Origin of the sequence: Enterococcus larvae (assembly GCF_017830045.1) — a bacterium.
GTDB classification, from domain to species: Bacteria; Bacillota; Bacilli; order Lactobacillales; family Enterococcaceae; genus Enterococcus_L; species Enterococcus_L larvae.
In genome coordinates this window covers 1-18551 of the sequence record NZ_JAEDXU010000001.1, presented here as the reverse complement: position 1 = coordinate 18551, position 18551 = coordinate 1, and the positions used below count along the sequence as shown (strand labels likewise).

At 41.3% G+C, this 18551-nt stretch carries 13 protein-coding genes and 1 pseudogene; 12 read left to right on the top strand and 2 right to left on the bottom strand.

Going from position 1 to position 18551, the window contains the following annotated elements; genetic code table 11:
- Nucleotides 1–41 precede the first annotated feature (41 nt).
- The 7 genes from I6N96_RS00070 (at nt 42) to I6N96_RS00040 (ending at nt 9598) form a co-directional block, all read left to right on the top strand.
- Nucleotides 42–755, top strand: a complete 714-nt coding sequence (locus I6N96_RS00070; protein ID WP_430650113.1) for an ABC transporter ATP-binding protein — start codon at nt 42–44, stop codon at nt 753–755.
- Nucleotides 748–2310, top strand: coding sequence for a hypothetical protein (locus I6N96_RS00065; RefSeq protein ID WP_209555462.1), 1563 nt, complete (start codon nt 748–750; stop codon nt 2308–2310). Before I6N96_RS00070 ends, I6N96_RS00065 begins: the two co-directional genes overlap by 8 nt.
- A gap of 137 nt (nt 2311–2447) precedes the next feature.
- Nucleotides 2448–3347: a D-alanyl-D-alanine carboxypeptidase family protein gene (locus I6N96_RS00060; RefSeq protein ID WP_209555461.1), complete on the top strand. Its 900-nt coding sequence runs from the start codon at nt 2448–2450 to the stop codon at nt 3345–3347.
- Between the two features lie 373 nt (nt 3348–3720).
- A complete protein-coding gene (locus I6N96_RS00055) occupies nt 3721–5457 on the top strand; it encodes a DUF2264 domain-containing protein (protein ID WP_209555460.1) in 1737 nt (578 codons plus the stop codon).
- On the top strand, nt 5454–6281 hold the full coding sequence (locus tag I6N96_RS00050; RefSeq protein WP_209555459.1) for a hypothetical protein: 828 nt from the start codon (nt 5454–5456) through the stop codon (nt 6279–6281). Before I6N96_RS00055 ends, I6N96_RS00050 begins: the two co-directional genes overlap by 4 nt.
- 360 nt (nt 6282–6641) lie before the next feature.
- Nucleotides 6642–7805, top strand: coding sequence for a glycoside hydrolase family 88 protein (locus tag I6N96_RS00045; protein WP_209555458.1), 1164 nt, complete (start codon nt 6642–6644; stop codon nt 7803–7805).
- 11 nt (nt 7806–7816) lie between these two features.
- Entirely contained in the window at nt 7817–9598 is a 1782-nt protein-coding gene (locus I6N96_RS00040; RefSeq protein ID WP_209555457.1) for a glycoside hydrolase family 35 protein, read from the top strand.
- Between the two features lie 15 nt (nt 9599–9613).
- Here the strand turns inward: I6N96_RS00040 and I6N96_RS00035 are convergent, their stop codons facing one another.
- On the bottom strand, nt 9614–10321 hold the full coding sequence (locus I6N96_RS00035) for a GntR family transcriptional regulator (RefSeq protein WP_209555456.1): 708 nt from the start codon (nt 10319–10321) through the stop codon (nt 9614–9616).
- A gap of 236 nt (nt 10322–10557) precedes the next feature.
- Here I6N96_RS00035 and I6N96_RS00030 point away from each other — a divergent pair, with 236 nt between their 5' ends.
- The 5 genes from I6N96_RS00030 to I6N96_RS00010 all read left to right on the top strand — a co-directional run bounded on the left by I6N96_RS00030 (nt 10558) and on the right by I6N96_RS00010 (nt 18355).
- Nucleotides 10558–11481: a PTS sugar transporter subunit IIAB gene (locus I6N96_RS00030; RefSeq protein ID WP_209555455.1), complete on the top strand. Its 924-nt coding sequence runs from the start codon at nt 10558–10560 to the stop codon at nt 11479–11481.
- A gap of 18 nt (nt 11482–11499) precedes the next feature.
- Complete coding sequence (locus I6N96_RS00025) at nt 11500–12291, top strand: PTS mannose/fructose/sorbose/N-acetylgalactosamine transporter subunit IIC (protein ID WP_209555454.1); 792 nt, start codon at nt 11500–11502, stop codon at nt 12289–12291.
- Nucleotides 12284–13084: a PTS system mannose/fructose/sorbose family transporter subunit IID gene (locus tag I6N96_RS00020; protein WP_209555453.1), complete on the top strand. Its 801-nt coding sequence runs from the start codon at nt 12284–12286 to the stop codon at nt 13082–13084. The genes I6N96_RS00025 and I6N96_RS00020 overlap by 8 nt, the downstream gene beginning before the upstream one ends.
- 294 nt (nt 13085–13378) lie before the next feature.
- Nucleotides 13379–15859, top strand: a complete 2481-nt coding sequence (gene hylB / locus I6N96_RS00015) for a hyaluronate lyase HylB (RefSeq protein ID WP_209555452.1) — start codon at nt 13379–13381, stop codon at nt 15857–15859.
- Nucleotides 15860–16852: 993 nt separating this feature from the next.
- Nucleotides 16853–18355, top strand: a complete 1503-nt coding sequence (locus I6N96_RS00010) for a DUF1846 domain-containing protein (RefSeq protein WP_209555451.1) — start codon at nt 16853–16855, stop codon at nt 18353–18355.
- Here I6N96_RS00010 and I6N96_RS00005 read toward each other — a convergent pair.
- A pseudogene (locus tag I6N96_RS00005) lies at nt 18349–18551 on the bottom strand (IS5/IS1182 family transposase); the annotation flags it as partial. The gene I6N96_RS00010 and the pseudogene I6N96_RS00005 overlap by 7 nt on opposite strands.

Below are 18551 nucleotides of genomic sequence, written 5' to 3'. Positions count from 1 at the left end.
TAATATAAATACTGTTTTTAAGGGGTTGTCATATCATGACTATATTATCTATTCAACAATTGACCAAGGTCTATTCCGGCGGTTTCGTGGCTGTCGATGATTTGAATCTGTCTGTAGAGGCAGGAGATATATTTGGTTTTATCGGGCATAACGGTGCAGGAAAAACGACGACATTAAAATCTGTTGTAGGAGCACTCCATTTTGATCAGGGAAAAATACTGATCGATGGACACGACATAGTCGCAGAGCCTCTTGTTTGTAAATCCCAATTGGCCTATTTGCCTGATAATCCAGATTTATATGATTATCTGACTGGCTATCAGTATATCAATTTTATTGCTGATATTTTCGAGGTACCAACGTCTCTTCGACAGGAACGGGTACAGCAATTCTCACAACGGCTGACGTTGACGGATCAGCTGGGGAATTTGATTAGTACCTATTCTCATGGGATGAAGCAAAAGCTGGCATTGATTGCGGCATTTGTCCATCAGCCAAAGCTATTGATCATGGATGAGCCCTTTGTCGGCTTGGACCCAGAAGCGACATACCATGTGAAGCAAATGCTTCATGAGCTTTGTGAGGATGGCAGTGCAGTTTTTTTCTCTACGCATGTACTGGAAGTTGCTGAAACTTTGTGCAATAAGATTGCCTTGATTGATCATGGGCAGTTGAAGAAATGCGGAACGACAGAAGAGGTACGCGGTACTCGAACATTGGAGGAAGTGTTCTTGGAGGTGGTCGGCGGTGAATAAATTCAAAGCACTCGTTCAACTGCAAGTAAGGGGCTATGGATTGAACAAGCTGCGTCATCAAAGTAAAACGAAGCTGACCGCAATTGTTATCGGGGCAGTTCTTCTGACGGTTCTTGCAATCAGCTATCTGTTGGGAATCGGTTTTCTGTTGATTGAAATGGGGCTGAAGAGTTATGTGCCGGGGATGATGGTCTTTCTGTCTTCGATAATCTGTTTAGTTTTAACTTTCATGAAAGGCAGCGGTTTTCTTTTTGGTTTTCGTGATTTTGATACCTTGATGGCTTTACCAATAGCACCTCAGATCATAACGATGAGCAAGGTTTTCAGTCTTTATTTGTTGAATCTTCTTTTTAGCTTCATTGCTTTAGTTCCTTCTATGCTGCTTTACTGTTGGCATACCCAGAGTATTTGGCCGTTACTTGGTACACTGGTCATTCTCCCATTTGTTCCATTGCTGCCGTTAATTCTGGGTGTGATTGTGACAACAGTAATTTCACTGATTGCCTCTAACTTCAGATACCAACAGCTTGTTGTCGTTCTCTTAAGTCTAGGTGGTGTAGTTGCTCTAATGGCGGGATCAATTTCTTTAACGAATTATGACAATGCCCAGCTGAACGAGTTACTCAAGAATGGGTTGCTTCAGCTGGAAAGTTCCTATCCATTGCTAAAGTTGATTAACAGTGGATTTTCAAATCAGCCGTTTTTGCTTCTGGTATTCATCATACTTTCAGTTCTACCCGCACTTCTTTTTTTAGCGCTGCTGAATCGCTATTATTTACAGATCAATGCAAAGCTGTCTTTACGCGTGAGAAAAAGTGTATTCAAACTTGAAACCTTCAAGCAACGTAATCTGTTTCGTAGTTTACTGGAAAAAGAATTTCGACTTTACTTTTCCAGTGCACTTTACGTAACGAACTCTATGATAGGAGTGATCCTCTTTTTGGCAGCGGCATTAAGTGTTCCCTTTCTACTGGATCAATTAAGAACTGCGCTTCCTGAAGGGATGACGATCCAGCAATTTTTACCTTGGCTGCCTTATGTTCCATGTCTTTTCTTAGGAATCACTACGACAACAAGTGCAGCTATCAGCATGGAAGGAAAGAGTGACTGGCAGTACGCCAGTTTGCCGATACCTATTGGTAAAATATACGCTGCTAAGCTGGCCGTTAATTTGCTATTGTTTTTGCCAGGGCTATGGGTAGGTTGTGTTGCATTGATTTTCTCCCTTTCTCTGACGGGATTTTCTGCATTTTTACTGTTTCTGTTTCCAAGCTGTTTTTGTATTTTTATGGCAATGATTGGGCTAAAGCTGAACCAGATGTATCCTAATTTTAAGTGGACAAATGAACAGCAGCCTATAAAACAGTCGATCCCAGTCCTTGTGACGATGCTTATTGGATTACTTAGTATTGTTTTGTCTGTAGGAGCGGCGTTTCTTCTCGGTCATTCTGGGATAACGATCCTGTTATCTAGTGCAATCCTATTGGTGATAAGCTATATTACGTGGCGCTCAATGCACAGAAAAAATGTGTTTGTCCACTCCTCTGTAAGTTAAGCAGTGTCATTTTCTTTAGAAAACAGTGGGGATATGTACTAAGGGAACAGCTTAAGATTTCTTAAGGTACTACTAAGCGAATATTAAAATATGATCTTCCTGCACATGATTAAATGAGAGTGCAGGGAGGTCATTTTATGTATAAAAAAAATAATTTTATAAAAACAATTGCGATGCTTATATTACTTATTCTTGTATTGATAGGGGTCAATCTCTTTTTATTTAATCGTTCTAGTGCTGAGCGTCCGTTTTCACTTTTACAAGATCAGTCGAATGCTGTTTCAGGGCAAAATTATTTGTTGAAACAAAGAGGAGGGAAGACGCTGAAAAGTAAAAAAGCAACAGAACGGATTGCAGTTGCTTCAATGACAAAAATCATGACGGCTCTTACTATCATTGAGAATGTCGAAAATCTTGAAGAGCTGGTGGAGGTACCACATGATATTTTTCCGGAAATAGAAGCGCAGGGGCTGGCGACAGCTGGTCTGATTCCGGGAGAAGTTATCAGCTATCGTGAGTTATTGTATGGCATCATACTGCCTTCGGGAGCTGACGCAGCCTTGGCAGCCGTGCGAGCAATCAGTGGAGATGAGCAGTCTTTTGTAGCTGATATGAATGAGAGAGCTGTTGCTTTAGGTATGAAAAATACACACTTTTCCAATGCGACAGGAATGGATGCACCAGATCACTATTCAACGGTTGAGGACATCATGAGGCTCTTGGAATATGCATTGGACAATGAAACCTTTTACCATGTTTTTACTTCTCTGTCTTATCAGAGCAGCGGCACTAATATGCACGTTGACGGGCTAACCTTTATCAGCACTGTTATCAGCCGTGATGAATCCTTAGAGCTGGACAGCGGTCGGATCATCGGTGGGAAAACAGGGTATACAGTTGATGCTGGTTTATGTTTGGCGAGTCTTGCAGAAGTAGAGGGGGAGGAATATCTGCTGGTATTAGCAGGAAGCGAAGGTGACAGCCTAAGTGAACAACATAACATAATCGAGAGCCGATTGCTGTATAATCAGATATAGAAGAGAATGAAGGAAGAGGAAACGAGTAGACTTCCAAAAAGCAAAAGAGAGGGATCAGTTCTTTTCTATACTTTGACTAGCGATATGGTTTACAGCAGCTGTCTGTTGTTTTAGTTTCAATATAAAAAAATTAAGCGAGCAATCGCTTTTTTTCTCTTTGTATTCTCATGTGTTTTATGTTAAGTATTAAGAGGGAAGTATTTTTTTATGATCTTTGATTCTGCTTTTCTAATTTTTTGATGCAAGGGAAAACAAGTTAAGTTAGCTACCTTTGATGAGAATGTACACATTCTATTTTCATTTGATGAGAAAAAATCTTTTGAAAAAGAAGCCTTCTCTTGCTATTCTTTCTGGTAAATGAGGAGGACAGAAAATGAATCTTCGTAAGAACGATTTTTTGATAAAGGCTGATTATGCTAAGGGGCTGGAAGAGTTGCTCCAACCGTTGAGAAAGGAAATGCTTGAAGCCGACTATCCGGGACTTCATCTCGGCAGCAGCGGAGCTGTTTATGATCAAAAACGGTCAGATATGGAAGCGCTTATCCGTCCCTTGTGGGGACTTGCACCCTATTGGGAAATGGTGACAGATGATGCATTAAGAGATGCTTATATTGATAAGCTGACAAAAGGCACCGATCCATCAAGTCCGTATTATTGGGGAGATATTGAAAATTATGATCAGTACATCGTAGAAATGGCGGCACTGTCGCTGACTTTGCTGCTGCATCATGATTACGTGTGGCAAGCTCTGACAGAAGAGGCACAAAAAAATATTTCTACATGGCTGAAGCAGGCATTAGAAAGAAAAATACCCAAAAATAATTGGACATTTTTCAAGGTATTGATTCGTGTTGCTTTGTTCCATTGCGGAGAAGAGCTGGATCGAAAAATGCTGCAGGAAGAATTGCACCTGATTGACTCTATGTATGTTGGAGAAGGCTGGTATGTGGATGGCAAGACGGCCCAAAGAGACTATTATATTCCCTTTGCCTTTCACTATTACGGCTTGATCTATTCTGTGTATATGAAAGAGGAAGATCCTACAGGCGCGCAACGGTTTATCGATAGAGCGAAGTGTTTTGCTCAGGATTTTATCTATTATTTTGATGAAGATGGAGAAGCGTTGCCTTATGGTCGAAGTCTGGCGTATCGTTTTGCACAGGGCGCTTTTTTCTCAGCTTTAGTTTTTGCTGATGTAGAGGCACGTCCATGGGGAGAAATCAAAGGTCTTCTTTCAAGCCATCTTAAAAATTGGCTGGCGCAGCCGATCTTTACCTTTGATGGCCGTCTTTCGATTGGTTATCACTATGAAAATATGGTTATGGCTGAAGGCTATAATGCACCGGGATCTCCTTATTGGGCACTTAAAACGTTTTTGCTTTTAGCTGTACCCGAGGATCATCCTTTCTGGCAGGCAGAACCTGTTCAGATACAAAAAAAGAAACGACGGCTAGTAAAGAATGGACAAATGCTGCTTCAGTGTGAAAAGGCGGGTCATCACGTATTAGGCTTTCCTGCTGGCTTATTCATTGAGGGCCAAGCTCATGCAGAAGCAAAATATAGTAAATTTGTTTATTCAACAAAATTCGGCTTTAGTGTTCCAAAAGCTGGAGTTCGTTATGAAGAAGGTGCTTTTGATAACACTCTGGCACTTTCTATGGATGCTTGTTATTTTCGAACAAAGGGAGAGACGCTGAATTTTGAGCTGTCGGAGGATCATGTTCGTCACTATTGGTCTCCTTTTTCGGGGGTAGAAATTTGTACAGAACTATATCCATTAGGTGAATGGCATGTACGGATTCACGAAATCAATACACAGCAGACCTTGTTTTTCAGAGAAGGCGGCTTTAGCGTTGGAATGAAAGGACGCCAAGCCCAGGGGACGGTTTCAGGAGAGTCTGCCTCAGTTGATGAAGGGAATCTGACATCTCATATTATAGGGATCGAAGGCTATGATGAAGCGATGATTGTTCAGCCGGAACCCAACACGTCATTATTTTTTCCAAGATCAAGCTTTCCCAGCTTAAAAGGGAAAATTTCCGCAGGAAGTCATCGGCTGATTTGTTTGGTCGGCGGAGAAATCAAGAGAAAAGAGGAAGCGAACGAATGATAAGAATAGAGCTGAAAAATCAACAGGATGCAACGATTAAAGGAAAAATTGACCATGAGAAGGACATTGACTTATTTGCTGCTGATGGCGAAGAATTGGCAGTTTTGGCTATCAAGGACTACGTTTACGAGGCCGGAGATAAAATTGTTGTAACAACAGATGAAGCAGACAAGTTTTTCGTAGTCCAACTTGACGAAACGCTGTCACCATCTTTGATCTATTTACCTCAAATGACATGGGAGTATACTATCCCTACAACCGAGGAAGCAAGAACAGCTTCTGTAGATACTGGTTTCCAGTCCAAACGTCACCACATAGTGGTTCGTAAGGCATACGATTTTGAAATCGAGAGCTATCAGAATCTATCTGTTAATACACATGATCAGAAAGAGGCATCGGGAGCCTATCCTCATGCCAGTGCGAATGTTGAAACAAGAGGAGAAGCAGTTTTCTTTGCAAAAAATGCAATCGATGGGAAATTAGGCAATCTTTCTCATGGATCTTATCCCTTTGCTTCATGGGGGATCAACCAACAAAAAGATGCAGCATTGACTATTACATTTGGACGTAAGGTCAAGGTAGACTGGGTACGCCTATTGTTCAGAGCAGATTATCCCCATGACAGCTATTGGACAAAGGTGACATTGGCGTTTTCCGACGGGGAGGAAATCACCGTTTCAACTGGCGATTCCCTTGTATTCCAGGATGTCAGATTTGCAGAGAAAGAGACAGAATCCATTACCTTGAAGGACCTGAAGAAAGCTGAGGATGACTCGCCGTTCCCAGCACTTACACAAATTGAGGTGTTCGGAAAAAACAGCTGATTTTCAGACTGGATAAATGAAAAAGAATAAAAGATGAAAGGTGAGTGGGGACAATAATCTGTTCCCACTCTTTTCCATACCCTAAATCCGAATAAACGGCGAGTCAGAAGCAGCTCCTGAAATGTACCTATCTGGTGCTTGTAGCTAAACACTTCTGTTTCAGCCTCTTTTTATATAGATTCTGTTAAGAGAATCATCACTCAATTCAGCTCTATAGGTAAGACAGGCAATGGTATTCCTCATTTTTTATGCAGGATTTATAGATGTTCAAAGACATTTTTTATAGAAAGTTCGCTTTTTTTATTTTTATGGGGTATAATAACATAAGTTAATATGTTAACAAGTTAAGGAGATGTAATAATGACTCTTCAAGAAAATAAAGTGCGTTTGATTGACTTAGGAAAGAATGTTACTGCCGAATGGCTAGAGAAGCAAATCGATTTCTGCATTCAGAAGCTTGAAAAGAATATGGAACGATACGGAACAGCATTTCCCTCAGCCTCTGCAACAAACGGAATCTATCGAATCAAACCAAATGATGATTGGACAAATGGTTTTTGGACAGGAATGCTTTGGCTGGCTTATGAGTGGACAGGAAACGACCGCTTTTTAAAACGAGCGTTAGAAAATATTCAGAGTTTTCAGCAGCGCTTAGATGATCATTTCGTGTTGGATCACCATGATATTGGTTTTCTTTACAGTCTATCTGCCGGAGCGGGTTATCGGATTACCGGAGATGAAGCCTGTAAAAAAGAGCTTTTACAAGCTGCAGATGTACTGACTGCTCGTTTTCAAGAGCAGGGCAATTTTATTCAGGCTTGGGGGAAATGCGGTGACCCTAAAGAATATCGTTTGATCATTGATTCATTGATCAATCTGCCTTTATTGTTTGAAGCAGCAAAAATATCCGGTGATGCAAGCTATGCAGAGACAGCTGAAAAACATTATCGAACACTTTTAGATACAGTGATACGTGAAAATGCAACAACCTTTCACACATACTATTTTGATCCTACCAATGGAAAACCTACTCATGGCGCGACACATCAAGGGAATAGTGATGACTCGATCTGGGCGAGAGGACAAAGCTGGGCTGTTTTAGGGATTCCCTTGAATGAAGTGAGTATGGGAGCGACAGTTGCCCCCGAGATTTACAGCAGCGTCGTAGATGTTTTTATTGAAAATCTGCCGAGCGATTTGGTTCCTTATTGGGATTTTGATTTCAACGATGCGCTTCCTTCTGAGAAAGACAGTTCCGCATTAGCTATTGCAGCATGTGGTTTGTTGGAGGCATCTAGTTTAGACGCCTATCCTGAGGCGGCAAGTATTGCTGCAGGGATGATCTATCAATTGGGCGAGCTCTATACGACAAAGGATTTACCGGAAAATGAAGGACTGCTTTTACATGGTGTTTATGCTCACGGAGAAGGCAAAGGAATTGATGAACCTAACCTATGGGGGGACTATTTTTACTTTGAGGCTCTGATGCGACTAGCGAAACCGGAATGGCAGAGATATTGGTAAGGAGAGAGAACATGGAAACATTTGAGATAAAGGAAGATTTTCTATTAGACGGTAAGCCTGTGAAACTGATAAGTGGAGCAATTCATTACTTTCGAATGACGCCTGCGCAATGGGAAGACAGCTTATATAACCTAAAAGCATTGGGTGCAAATACTGTTGAGACCTATATTCCCTGGAACATACATGAGCCGATTGAAGGTCAATTTGATTTTGAGGGATTGAAGGATATTGTTGCCTTTGTGAAATCCGCACAGAAAATGGAGCTGATGGTCATATTACGCCCATCGGTATATATTTGTGCAGAGTGGGAATTCGGTGGATTACCAGCTTGGCTGTTGAAGGAAAGCGGTATGAGGCTACGTTCAACAGATCCGCGGTTTATGCAGAGAGTCCGTCAGTATTTTCAAGTGCTGCTTTCTAAATTAGTGCCGCTGCAAATCACTCATGGCGGTCCTGTCATCATGATGCAGATTGAAAACGAATATGGCTCTTATGGCATGGAAAAGGAATATCTTCGTCAAACGAAACAGCTGATGGAAGAGCTGGGCATCGATGTTCCTCTGTTTACATCAGACGGTGCATGGGATGAAGTCCTGGATGCTGGAACATTGATCGAAGAAGATGTTTTTGTGACAGGAAACTTTGGTAGTCATTCAAAGGAAAATGCTGAGATTTTGTCCAATTTCATGAAGCGACACGAAAAAAAATGGCCGATCATGTGTATGGAATATTGGGATGGCTGGTTCAATCGTTGGGGTGAGCCAATCATCAAACGAGAGGCCGAGGATTTGGCTTCAGAAGTCAGAGATATGCTGGAAGTCGGCTCGTTGAATCTATACATGTTTCATGGCGGAACCAACTTTGGTTTCTATAATGGGTGTTCTGCCAGAGGAACAACGGATTTACCTCAAGTGACCAGCTATGACTATGATGCGCTATTGACGGAGTGGGGCGAACCAACAGAAAAATACTATGCAGTTCAAAAGGCTATTAAAGAAGTTTGTCCTGACGTATGGCAGGCAGAGCCTCGCAAAAAGCAAGTAATAGAATTGGGCAGATATCCAGTGACTGCAAGTGTTTCTTTATTCCAAACAAAGGACAAGCTTGTGGAAGGGATTCATTCTGCTTATCCGTTGACGATGGAACAGGCAGGAACTGGCTATGGCTATATGCTTTATTCAGTAAAACTAAAAAACTATCAGCATGAAAACAAGCTGAAGATTGTTGAAGCCGGTGACCGAATTCAGATTTATGTGGATGGTAGGCATGAAGCAACACAATATCAGGAAACCAATGGGGAAGAGCTGTTGATCAAAGGAAATACGGATCAAGAGGCGATTGCTTTAGACCTTCTTACGGAAAATATCGGGCGTGTGAATTATGGATTCAAGTTAAATGGTCCAACCCAATCAAAGGGGATTCGCGGTGGCATCATGCAGGACATCCATTTTCATCAGGGATATGTCCAGTATCCTTTAACGCTGGGAAAAGAACAGCTGGCGGCTATTGATTTTCAAGCTGGTCAGAATTCAGAACAGCCGTCTTTCTATCAAGTAACCTTTGACTTAGAACAGGTAGGCGACACATTTATTGACTGCTCGGATTATGGAAAGGGCGTTGTTTGTGTCAACGGCTTCAACCTCGGACGCTACTGGAATCTCGGTCCAAATTGTTCCCTTTATTGCCCAAAGGAATTGTTGAATCAAGGGAATAACGAAATCATTATTTTTGAGACCGAAGGAATTGAAATCCAGAATCTGCAGTTTTCAGAAAAACCGATTTTTAGCAAATAAAGAAGAAGTAGAGGCTTATTCAGCTTCTACTTCTATTTTTGTCTTGAAGTATTTCCAATGCTTATAACTGATAATGTACTCCGCAACACTGCGATCAGGTAAATAAGAATGCTTGATCTGCTTAACAGCCGGCTCACGAAAACTAAGATGTAGAAGATTCAAAAGCTCAGGATCATCTGGGAAGACAATCTCATTTGTCTCTGTTGATGCTAGAGAAAATAGGTCGATGCCGAAATCCTTTCGAACCTTTTCATAGACACTGGCATAAGCAGAAAGATCCTCTGAGAGGGGCTCTTTGACCAGTTTCTTTGGCAGGTGAGTAATATGAACAAGGAATGGGATATCGTCGAAGGAACGAACTCGCTTGATTTTATAGTAGGAGCTGCCTGCGGGCAAACCCAGTTCCTTTAAAATATCCGGCTCCTGTTCTTCCTCAATAGAGAGGACCTGAACTTTTTCGGTATCAAGAGAGTGCAGCTCAATATCAGAAAATTTTACGTTTTGAGAAATTTTCGATTTTGATACGAAGGTTCCTTTTCCTTGGATTCGATAAAGATATCCGGCATTTGTCAGCTCATTCAAGGCCTTTACTGCAGTAATTGAGCTGACCGAGTAATTTCGTTTGATATCTGCTTCAGAGTAGAATTTGTCGCCGGGGATAAATGTATGATTTTTGATCACTGATAGAAGATCTTGTTTGATTTGTTCATATTTAGGTATCACAAAAATGCCTCCTTTTCTATAATTACTGTCAATTTAAGGATAACATGTCAACTTAACTTTAGCAATCGCTTTAATTTAAAGTAATTGTACACTATAATTACTTGAGGATAAAATGAAAAAAAAATTCAATATATTAAGATATTAGGTTTACGAATGACTTAACATGTGATATAGTATGCATGTAAGCGATATAACATGTTAAGTGGAGGCGACCTGCACTTTTAGGAGGGAATCAAGTGAAGAATATTTTATTGATCAGTCATGGAGCGATGGCTGAAGGGGTCAAAGGGAGTCTGGAAATGATCGTCGGTCACTTAGAACAGATCCATACCGTTTCTTTAAAGCCCGATGGGGATAATATCCAGTTTGAAAACGATCTGCTTGCTAAAATGAAAGCCCTTAACGGACAGACATTGATCATAGCAGATTTAGCCGGAGGGACCCCATGTAATGTTGCAGTAAAGAACTATTTGGAAGACGATCAGGTAGAAATCGTTGCAGGTATGTCTCTTCCGTTAGTAATAGAAGCGGCAGTCAATTCAACTATCACAGCAGATGAGCTAGTCGGGCTTTCTAAGGACAGCATAGTGAATGTCAAAGCGAAGATGCAGCAGACGGTAGAAGTGACGGCAACAGAAGTGGAAACTGATTTTGACAAATACAAAGAATACGAAGGAAAAGCAAAGCTGGTGAATGTTCGAATCGACGAACGACTGATCCATGGACAAGTTGCAGGCATTTGGGCAACAAGTCTGGATACTCAGCGGATTATTGTTGCAAACGACGAAGCAGCAGCAGATTCTTTGCAAAAGTCATCTCTTCGAATGGCAGCGCCAACATCTATTCGGTTATCTGTTTTACCTGTATCGGAAGCAGCAGCCAATATTCAAAAAGGAAAGTACGGAAAGCAACGCATATTTCTATTGTTCAAGAATCCAGCAGATGTTTTAAGATACTTGGAGGCAGGGGGCAGCTTTGAAACAATCAACGTTGGGAATATGAGCTATAAAGAAGGTGCTCGTGAGGTAACGAAGAGCATTCAAGTCATGGAAGAAGAAGAAACGGTTTTTGAAGTGATTGCTTCCAAAGGCGTAAAAATCACAGCACAGTTAGTACCAAATGATCCATCAATCGACTTTATGGACAAACTAAGAAATTAATTTCAGGAGGAAAAAATCATGCATTTAGCTGCGTATCAAATCATTCTTATTACGATTTATGCCTTTATTGCAATCAACGATTCACTTATTTCAAATACTTTGACACAGCCGGCCATTGCCGGTATGATTTCCGGGATGATCATGGGAGACCTTAAAACCGGCTTGATGGTCGGCGGCACCTTGCAGTTAATGCGTTTGGGGATCGCGGCGTTTGGCGGCGCTTCTGTACCGGATTATTTCACTGGAGCAGTTTTGGGAACAGCCTTTGCGGTTATTTCAGGAAAAGGAGCTGAATATGGGATTGGTTTAGCGGTTCCTGTATCCTTACTGATGCTTCAATTAGATGTTGTTGCTCGTTTTTGTAACGTGTATCTGCTGCATAGAGTAGATAAAGCAATTGATAATATGCAGGTCAATCGTATTCCTCGTTTTGTTCTTTCCGGTTCATTCCTTTGGGGCTTGTCTCGTGCCATTCCAATTCTATTGATGTTGCTTGTTGGCGATGCGGCAGTTACAACAATTACTGAGAATACACCAGAGTGGCTGATGACAGGACTAAAAACAGCCGGTGGGGTTTTACCGGTTGTCGGTGTAGCGATTCTGCTGCGCTACCTACCAACAAAACAATACATTCCATATTTATTGCTGGGCTTTTTCTTAGCTGCTTATCTGCAAGTGCCTATGCTGGGAGTGTCAATTATCGGAGTTGTGGCGGCAATGCTGGTATTCAAGCGAGACAGTGATAAATCAGTAACGCAATCAGTTTCTGGAACAAGTACGTTCGAAGGAGGATTTGACGGGGATGAGTAATCAAAAATTAACGAAAAAAGAACTAAATGCAATTAGCTGGCGTTATATTCTAGGAAGTCAACTGAACTGGAACTACGAACGTATGATGAGTACAGGATATCTCTATGGGATTCTACCAGTACTGAAAAAATTCTACGGTCATGATGAGACGCAGCTCCAAGACATGCTGCGCACGCATAACCAGTTCTTCAATACAAATGCAATCTTTGGAAACTTGATCATGGGGATCGATGTGGCCATTGAAGAGCAGGACGGATACAAAGCGAAAGACACAATCGTTGCATTGAAAACAGCCTTGATGGGTTCACTTGCAGGTGTGGGAGACTCACTATTTCACGTGATTTGGGGAACGATTTTCGGTTCTGTTGCCGGAACTCTTGCTCAAAACGGTTCGGTTGTCGGCTGTGTGATTTGGATCATTGCCAATATTGCTTTACTATTTGCACGTGCGGCATTACTGCCGCTTGGGTATAAACAAGGAGTGAAGCTGGTAACGACATTAAAGGATAAACTGTCTGCATTTACAAATGCCGCAACGGTTTTGGGAGTTACAGTTATTGGAGCGCTGATTCCTTCCGTTGTTAAAGCTACTGTTCCATTTGTATACAAGAAAGACGGTGTTGAGTTGGTCATTCAAGATACCTTGGATGCTATCCTGCCATCACTGGTTCCGATTTTATTGGTGCTATTGACTTATTGGATGCTGGGACAGAAAAAATTGAATTCAACTAGAGTGATTTGGTTGATCTTGATTCTTTCTATCGCATTGAGTGCATTCGGTATATTAGGATAAAAAAGAAGCTGTAGAATACCTTGATCATGGATTCTGCAGCTTTTTTGGATCAATCAGCTTTGCTTTTGAGGGGAAATCTAAACATTCGTAAGTCAGAAATAAAGCTTATGGAAATCGGTAAGAGAAGACAACTAAGTTTATGTTTCCCAGAACATTGTATTGGGTCAATGATTCTGGAATGTAATAGCAGCTGGCAGCAGTAAAGGGGGGACCACGAAAACAGAGACACAGCTGAACAGCTGGTTAGCACTGGGGATGGGGAGCACTACAATTGAATGAAAAGGACGTGCAAAAATGATGACAAGTTACAAAAGTTCGATTTTATTGATTAGCTGTTCTATTTTGGCGGGAGCCGTTTTATGCAGTAGTGATACAGCATTCGCAGAAGAAGTAAATCATGGGCAGGCAGCGGCTCTTTATGAGTCTAGTGGAAAAAGTCTTGCTGAAGCTAGTTCAAGCTATCAGGAGCTTCAAAAGAAGTGGCGAGATCAGTTAGTCTCTGATCAATACGACGAAACAAGCCCTGAGGTTGTGCAGTATGTTCAAACACTATCGGCAGCTGCGGAAGATCTATATCAGAAAATGGATAAGGACCCAGATCGAACATTTCTTTGGGCGCTTGAAGCGGGCAATACGCCCTCCGCTGATTTTACGACTCAGTTTACCAAACTGCAGAAGCTGGCACTTGCTTATGGAACGAAGGGAACCAGCTACTATAAAGATCCGATGATCCTTTCGGCAGTTGAAGCAGGGATGGATTTCATGATTGAAAAAAAGGGCTATGACGGCAAGAAATATCATGGTAATTGGTGGGATTGGCAGATTGGTGTTCCACAGAAATTTATCAGTATCTTAATGGTTCTTGGCGATGAGCTTCCTCCTGAAAAAATGCAAAACTATACAACAGCAATCAGCGGCTACGTACCAGATCCGTTCAAACAGCTTTACACAAAACCGCAGGGCGTATTTATCGATTTGGCTTTTATTCCCAATTTTGTGACCTCGGGTGCGAATCGGACAGATTTAGCGCAAACTGTTCTAGGCTTGGGGATTCTACAGAAGGATACGGCAAAAATTCGTCAAGCATCTGATAGTATTGTCGATGTGTTTGAATTAGTCTCAAAGGGTGACGGCTTTTATGAGGACGGGTCCTTTATCCAGCACAACAATATTCCTTATACCGGCTCTTACGGAAATGTTTTGATAAAGGGTGTCGGACAGATACTGAGTATCACACAAGGCTCCGAGTTTGAAATGGCGCCGGAGGTCACTGCTTCTTTCGTTGAAAATGTGGAACGTGCTTTTTTACCATTGGTCTATCAGGGAGAAATGCTTCCGGGTGTTAATGGCCGTTCCATTTCAAGAGCACCGTCCAAAACTAAAAATGGTTACGGCTCAACGACTATGTATAATCTATTGATCGTTGCGAAATTTGCGCCGAACGAAAGCCAGAAGAAGCTGAAGGAAGCTGTAAAATACTGGATGAAAGAAAATCCGGATTATTATTTGACAAATACTAGGGATTTTAATGATTTGTCTATGACTCTTGATTTATTTGCCGATTCATCGATCATTGGAGATCAGCTTCCCTTTGTAGGTGCTAAGATGTATGCATCAATGGATCGATTCGTTCAGCGAACTCCTGAATATATGCTGAGCCTAAGCTTGTATTCCAGTCGTATTTCTTCCTTTGAAGCTGGCAACAAAGAAAATAAACGAGGCTGGCATACTGCAGATGGGATGATGTATCTCTATAATGATGATGAGGTACAGTTCAATAAGGCTTATTGGCCAACTGTAGATCCGTATCGATTGCCGGGAACAACGGTTGATACAGTACCGCTACAGGACGAAATTTCCGCGTTTACGACAGTGACCTCTAAGGAAAGCTGGGTAGGTGGTGTTTCCCTTGAGGATAAAGCTGTTGTTGGAATGGCACTGAATAAAGCTGGTACCAAGAATAATGGACAAGTTTTACCTATGAACTTGAAAGGTAAAAAATCATGGTTTGTCGTTGATGGGCAGGTTGTTGCATTGGGAGCCGGTATTACTGGAGACACAACAGCTTCCATAGAAACAGTTGTGGATAATCGTTTGCTGAATGATGGTTATGATTATCAGGTTCTTTCGAATAACGGAGCAATCACAGATCCTGTGGAGCAAAGCAAGAAGGAATGGCTGCTGCTGACGTCGGATCATGCCAACACTTCAGTCGGGTATTATTTCCCAAATGAAACAACAATTGATGTCATTAGTGAAACCCGTACAGGAAAGTACAGTGAAATCAATGAAGCCTTTCCGAGTACCGATGTCTATACTGGAAACTATCGTAAATTCCTGATCGATCATGGTAAGCAGCCAGCAGAAGCTGCCTATGCGTATGTTGTATTACCGGGAATCAGTGAAGCTAAGCTAACAGAATATGCTCTGGAGAAGCCAGTAACGATTTTAGAAAACACAGCAGATATTCAGGCAGTAGCACTGAAGGAAAAAGGCTACACAGGGATCAATATATGGAAAACTACTGGTGGAACGATTGCAGGAATCAGCGCAAATAAACCTGTTTCACTGTTGAAGCAGGAAACAGGAACCGAAAAAACCTATGTGTTGTCTGATCCAACACAATCGAATGCAGTAATGACAATCAAGCTTCCAAAGGATTATGGAAATATCCTGACAATGAGTGAAGGAATCACTTATGACAGTACGCAGGATACGTTCACAGTTGACTTCACAAACAGTGGAGGCAGCAGTAAGGAAATTGTTGTACAGTAGAACTTAAATCACCAGAGAAGCAAAGGTGAGTGGAGCAACAATCTGTTCCCACTCTTTTCCATACCTTAAATCCGAATAAACGGCGAGTCAGAAGCAGCTCCTGAAAAGTACCTATCTGGTGCTTGTAGCTAAACACTTCTGTCTCGGCCTCTGTTTATCTTCTATTATTAATACCGAAGAAAAATAGTTTATGACGTAAGACACATAGAAAAATTCGATGGCTGAGGAGGTTTACTTAGCTATCGAATTTTTTAGCTTATTTGTTCAAAAGAGCAATATTTTTATTCGGCTCTGTCATTATAAGACGCAATTTCTTTCGAATTTGTTTTTGATTTTCAATGTTCAATCAAAAAACCACAATCTTATGATTTTTGTACAGTTTTTTATTGACGAATGAGAGGATTAATGGAAGAATGTTATGGGATGGTCGAGGATCAAGAATCTAGTTCCTCGCAAAAGAGCTGACAGAAGAAATAGGAAGAGTCAGACTCAGTTTTGATCAATTTAAAACAAAGTAACAAGAGGTTCGTGTCAATAATAAGGAGGAGTACGATTGCTCTAGTCGTAAAGTTGTGTAGAGCAAATCGCTAACGGACCTGCAAAAAGAAGGGAACTTAAAACAAAGTAACAAGAAGTTCGTGTCAATAATAAGGAGGAGTACGATTGCTCTAGTCGTAAGGTTATGTAGAGCAAATCGCTAACGGACCTGCAAAAAGAAGGGAACTTGAAACAAAGTAATGAGAAGTTCGTGTCAATAATAAGGAGGAGTACGATTGCTCTAGTCGTAAGGTTATGTAGAGCAAATCGCTAACGGACCTGCAAAAAGAAGGGAACTTAAAACAAAGTAACAAGAAGTTCGTGTCAATAATAAGGAGGAGTACGAATGCTCTAGTCGTAAAGTTGTGTAGAGCAAATCGCTAACGGACCTGCAAAAAGAAAGGAACTTGAAACAAAGTAATGAGAAGTTCGTGTCAATTATAAGGAGGAGTCTTGGTGAGAGAGATTGGATTCGATTCAGAGAAATACCTTACAGAGCAATCCCAGTATATTTTAGAGCGAGTGAATCAGTATGATAAGCTTTATCTGGAATTTGGAGGAAAGCTGGTAGATGATAAGCATGCCAAACGGGTGCTGCCGGGATTTCAGGAGGATATCAAGGTTAAATTACTGCAAAAGCTGAAGGATCAGGCGGAGATACTGATTTGCTTATATGCAGGAGATATTGAACGCAATAAAATTCGTGGAGATTATGGTATTACGTATGATATGGATATCCTGCGTTTGATTGATGAGCTGAGAGGCTACGGATTGCTGATCAATAGCGTGGTAATCACTCGTTACAACAATCAACCGGCAACAAAGGTATTTATAAACAAGCTGGAACGAAGAAATATCAAGGTTTATAAGCATGAAGCAATCGAAAATTATCCGCTGAATGTTGAAAAAATCGTCTCAAGCGAAGGGTTTGGAAAAAATGACTATATCGAAACAGAAAAACCAATTGTTATTGTCACTGCTCCCGGGCCGGGAAGCGGTAAATTGGCTACTTGTCTAAACCAGCTTTATCATGAAAGCAAAAAGGGACATGCGGCGGGCTATTCAAAATTTGAGACGTTTCCTGTATGGAATGTTCCGTTGAAACATCCGCTGAATATTGCTTATGAAGCAGCGACAGCAGATTTAGGCGATGTAAATATGATTGATTCCTTCCATTTAGATTATTATGGAGACATGGCAGTAAACTACAATAGAGACATTGAAACATTCCCTGTGATCAAGCGGATTATTGAGAAAATCACTGATCAGGAATCTGTATATAAATCACCTACAGATATGGGTGTTAATCGAATCGAAGCTGGTATCATCAATGATGAGGTTGTTCAAGAAGCCTCTCGTCAGGAAATTATTCGTCGTTATTTCCAAACAGAAGGAGATTTTAAAAAGGGACTAGTCAATGAAGAAGCTGTGAATCGAATCAGTCTGATCATGGAAGAGGTAGGGCTGAAACCGGAAGATCGCAGTGTAGTTGCTCCTGCTCATGAATATGCAGAAAAATTTGAATCACAGACAAAGGACCCAGTTGCAGTGATTGCGTTAGAATTGCCCTCGAAAGAAATCATAACGGGAAGAACAACTTCATTAATGGAAGCTCCGGCTTCTGTCATACTGAATGCTGTTAAATCTTTAGCCAATATTGATGATGACATTCATTTGTTGTCGCCAATTACGCTTGAAACGATCCAAAAGTTGAAGAAAAATGAGATGCATATGAAGGAGCATTCGTTAGATGTCAGTGAAGTATTGATTGCACTTGCTATCAGTGCAGTAACTAATCCGACAGCACAGCGTGCCTATGAAAAGCTGGTGGAGCTTGAGGATGCTCAGGCACATTCTACAGTGCTGTTAAGCAAGGCGAATGAACAGGCGTTAAGAAAGCTAGGTATCGACATCACTTCTACAGCCGCTTATCCATCAGAACAGTTATACTATCAATAATAGAAGAGAGTGGGACAATAGTCTACTCTCAAAAAGAAAACAAGTCTGATTTTGATGATCAATATCAAAATCTGGCTTGTTTTTTCTTCTTTCCGTCTCTTTCTCTCCATGTGCTTCCCTAATTTCCTTAGATTTAGAGCCATCAGTGCCAAACCAACATCAATCTTCGCTCCTTGTTTTCCACGCAAGTGGAAAC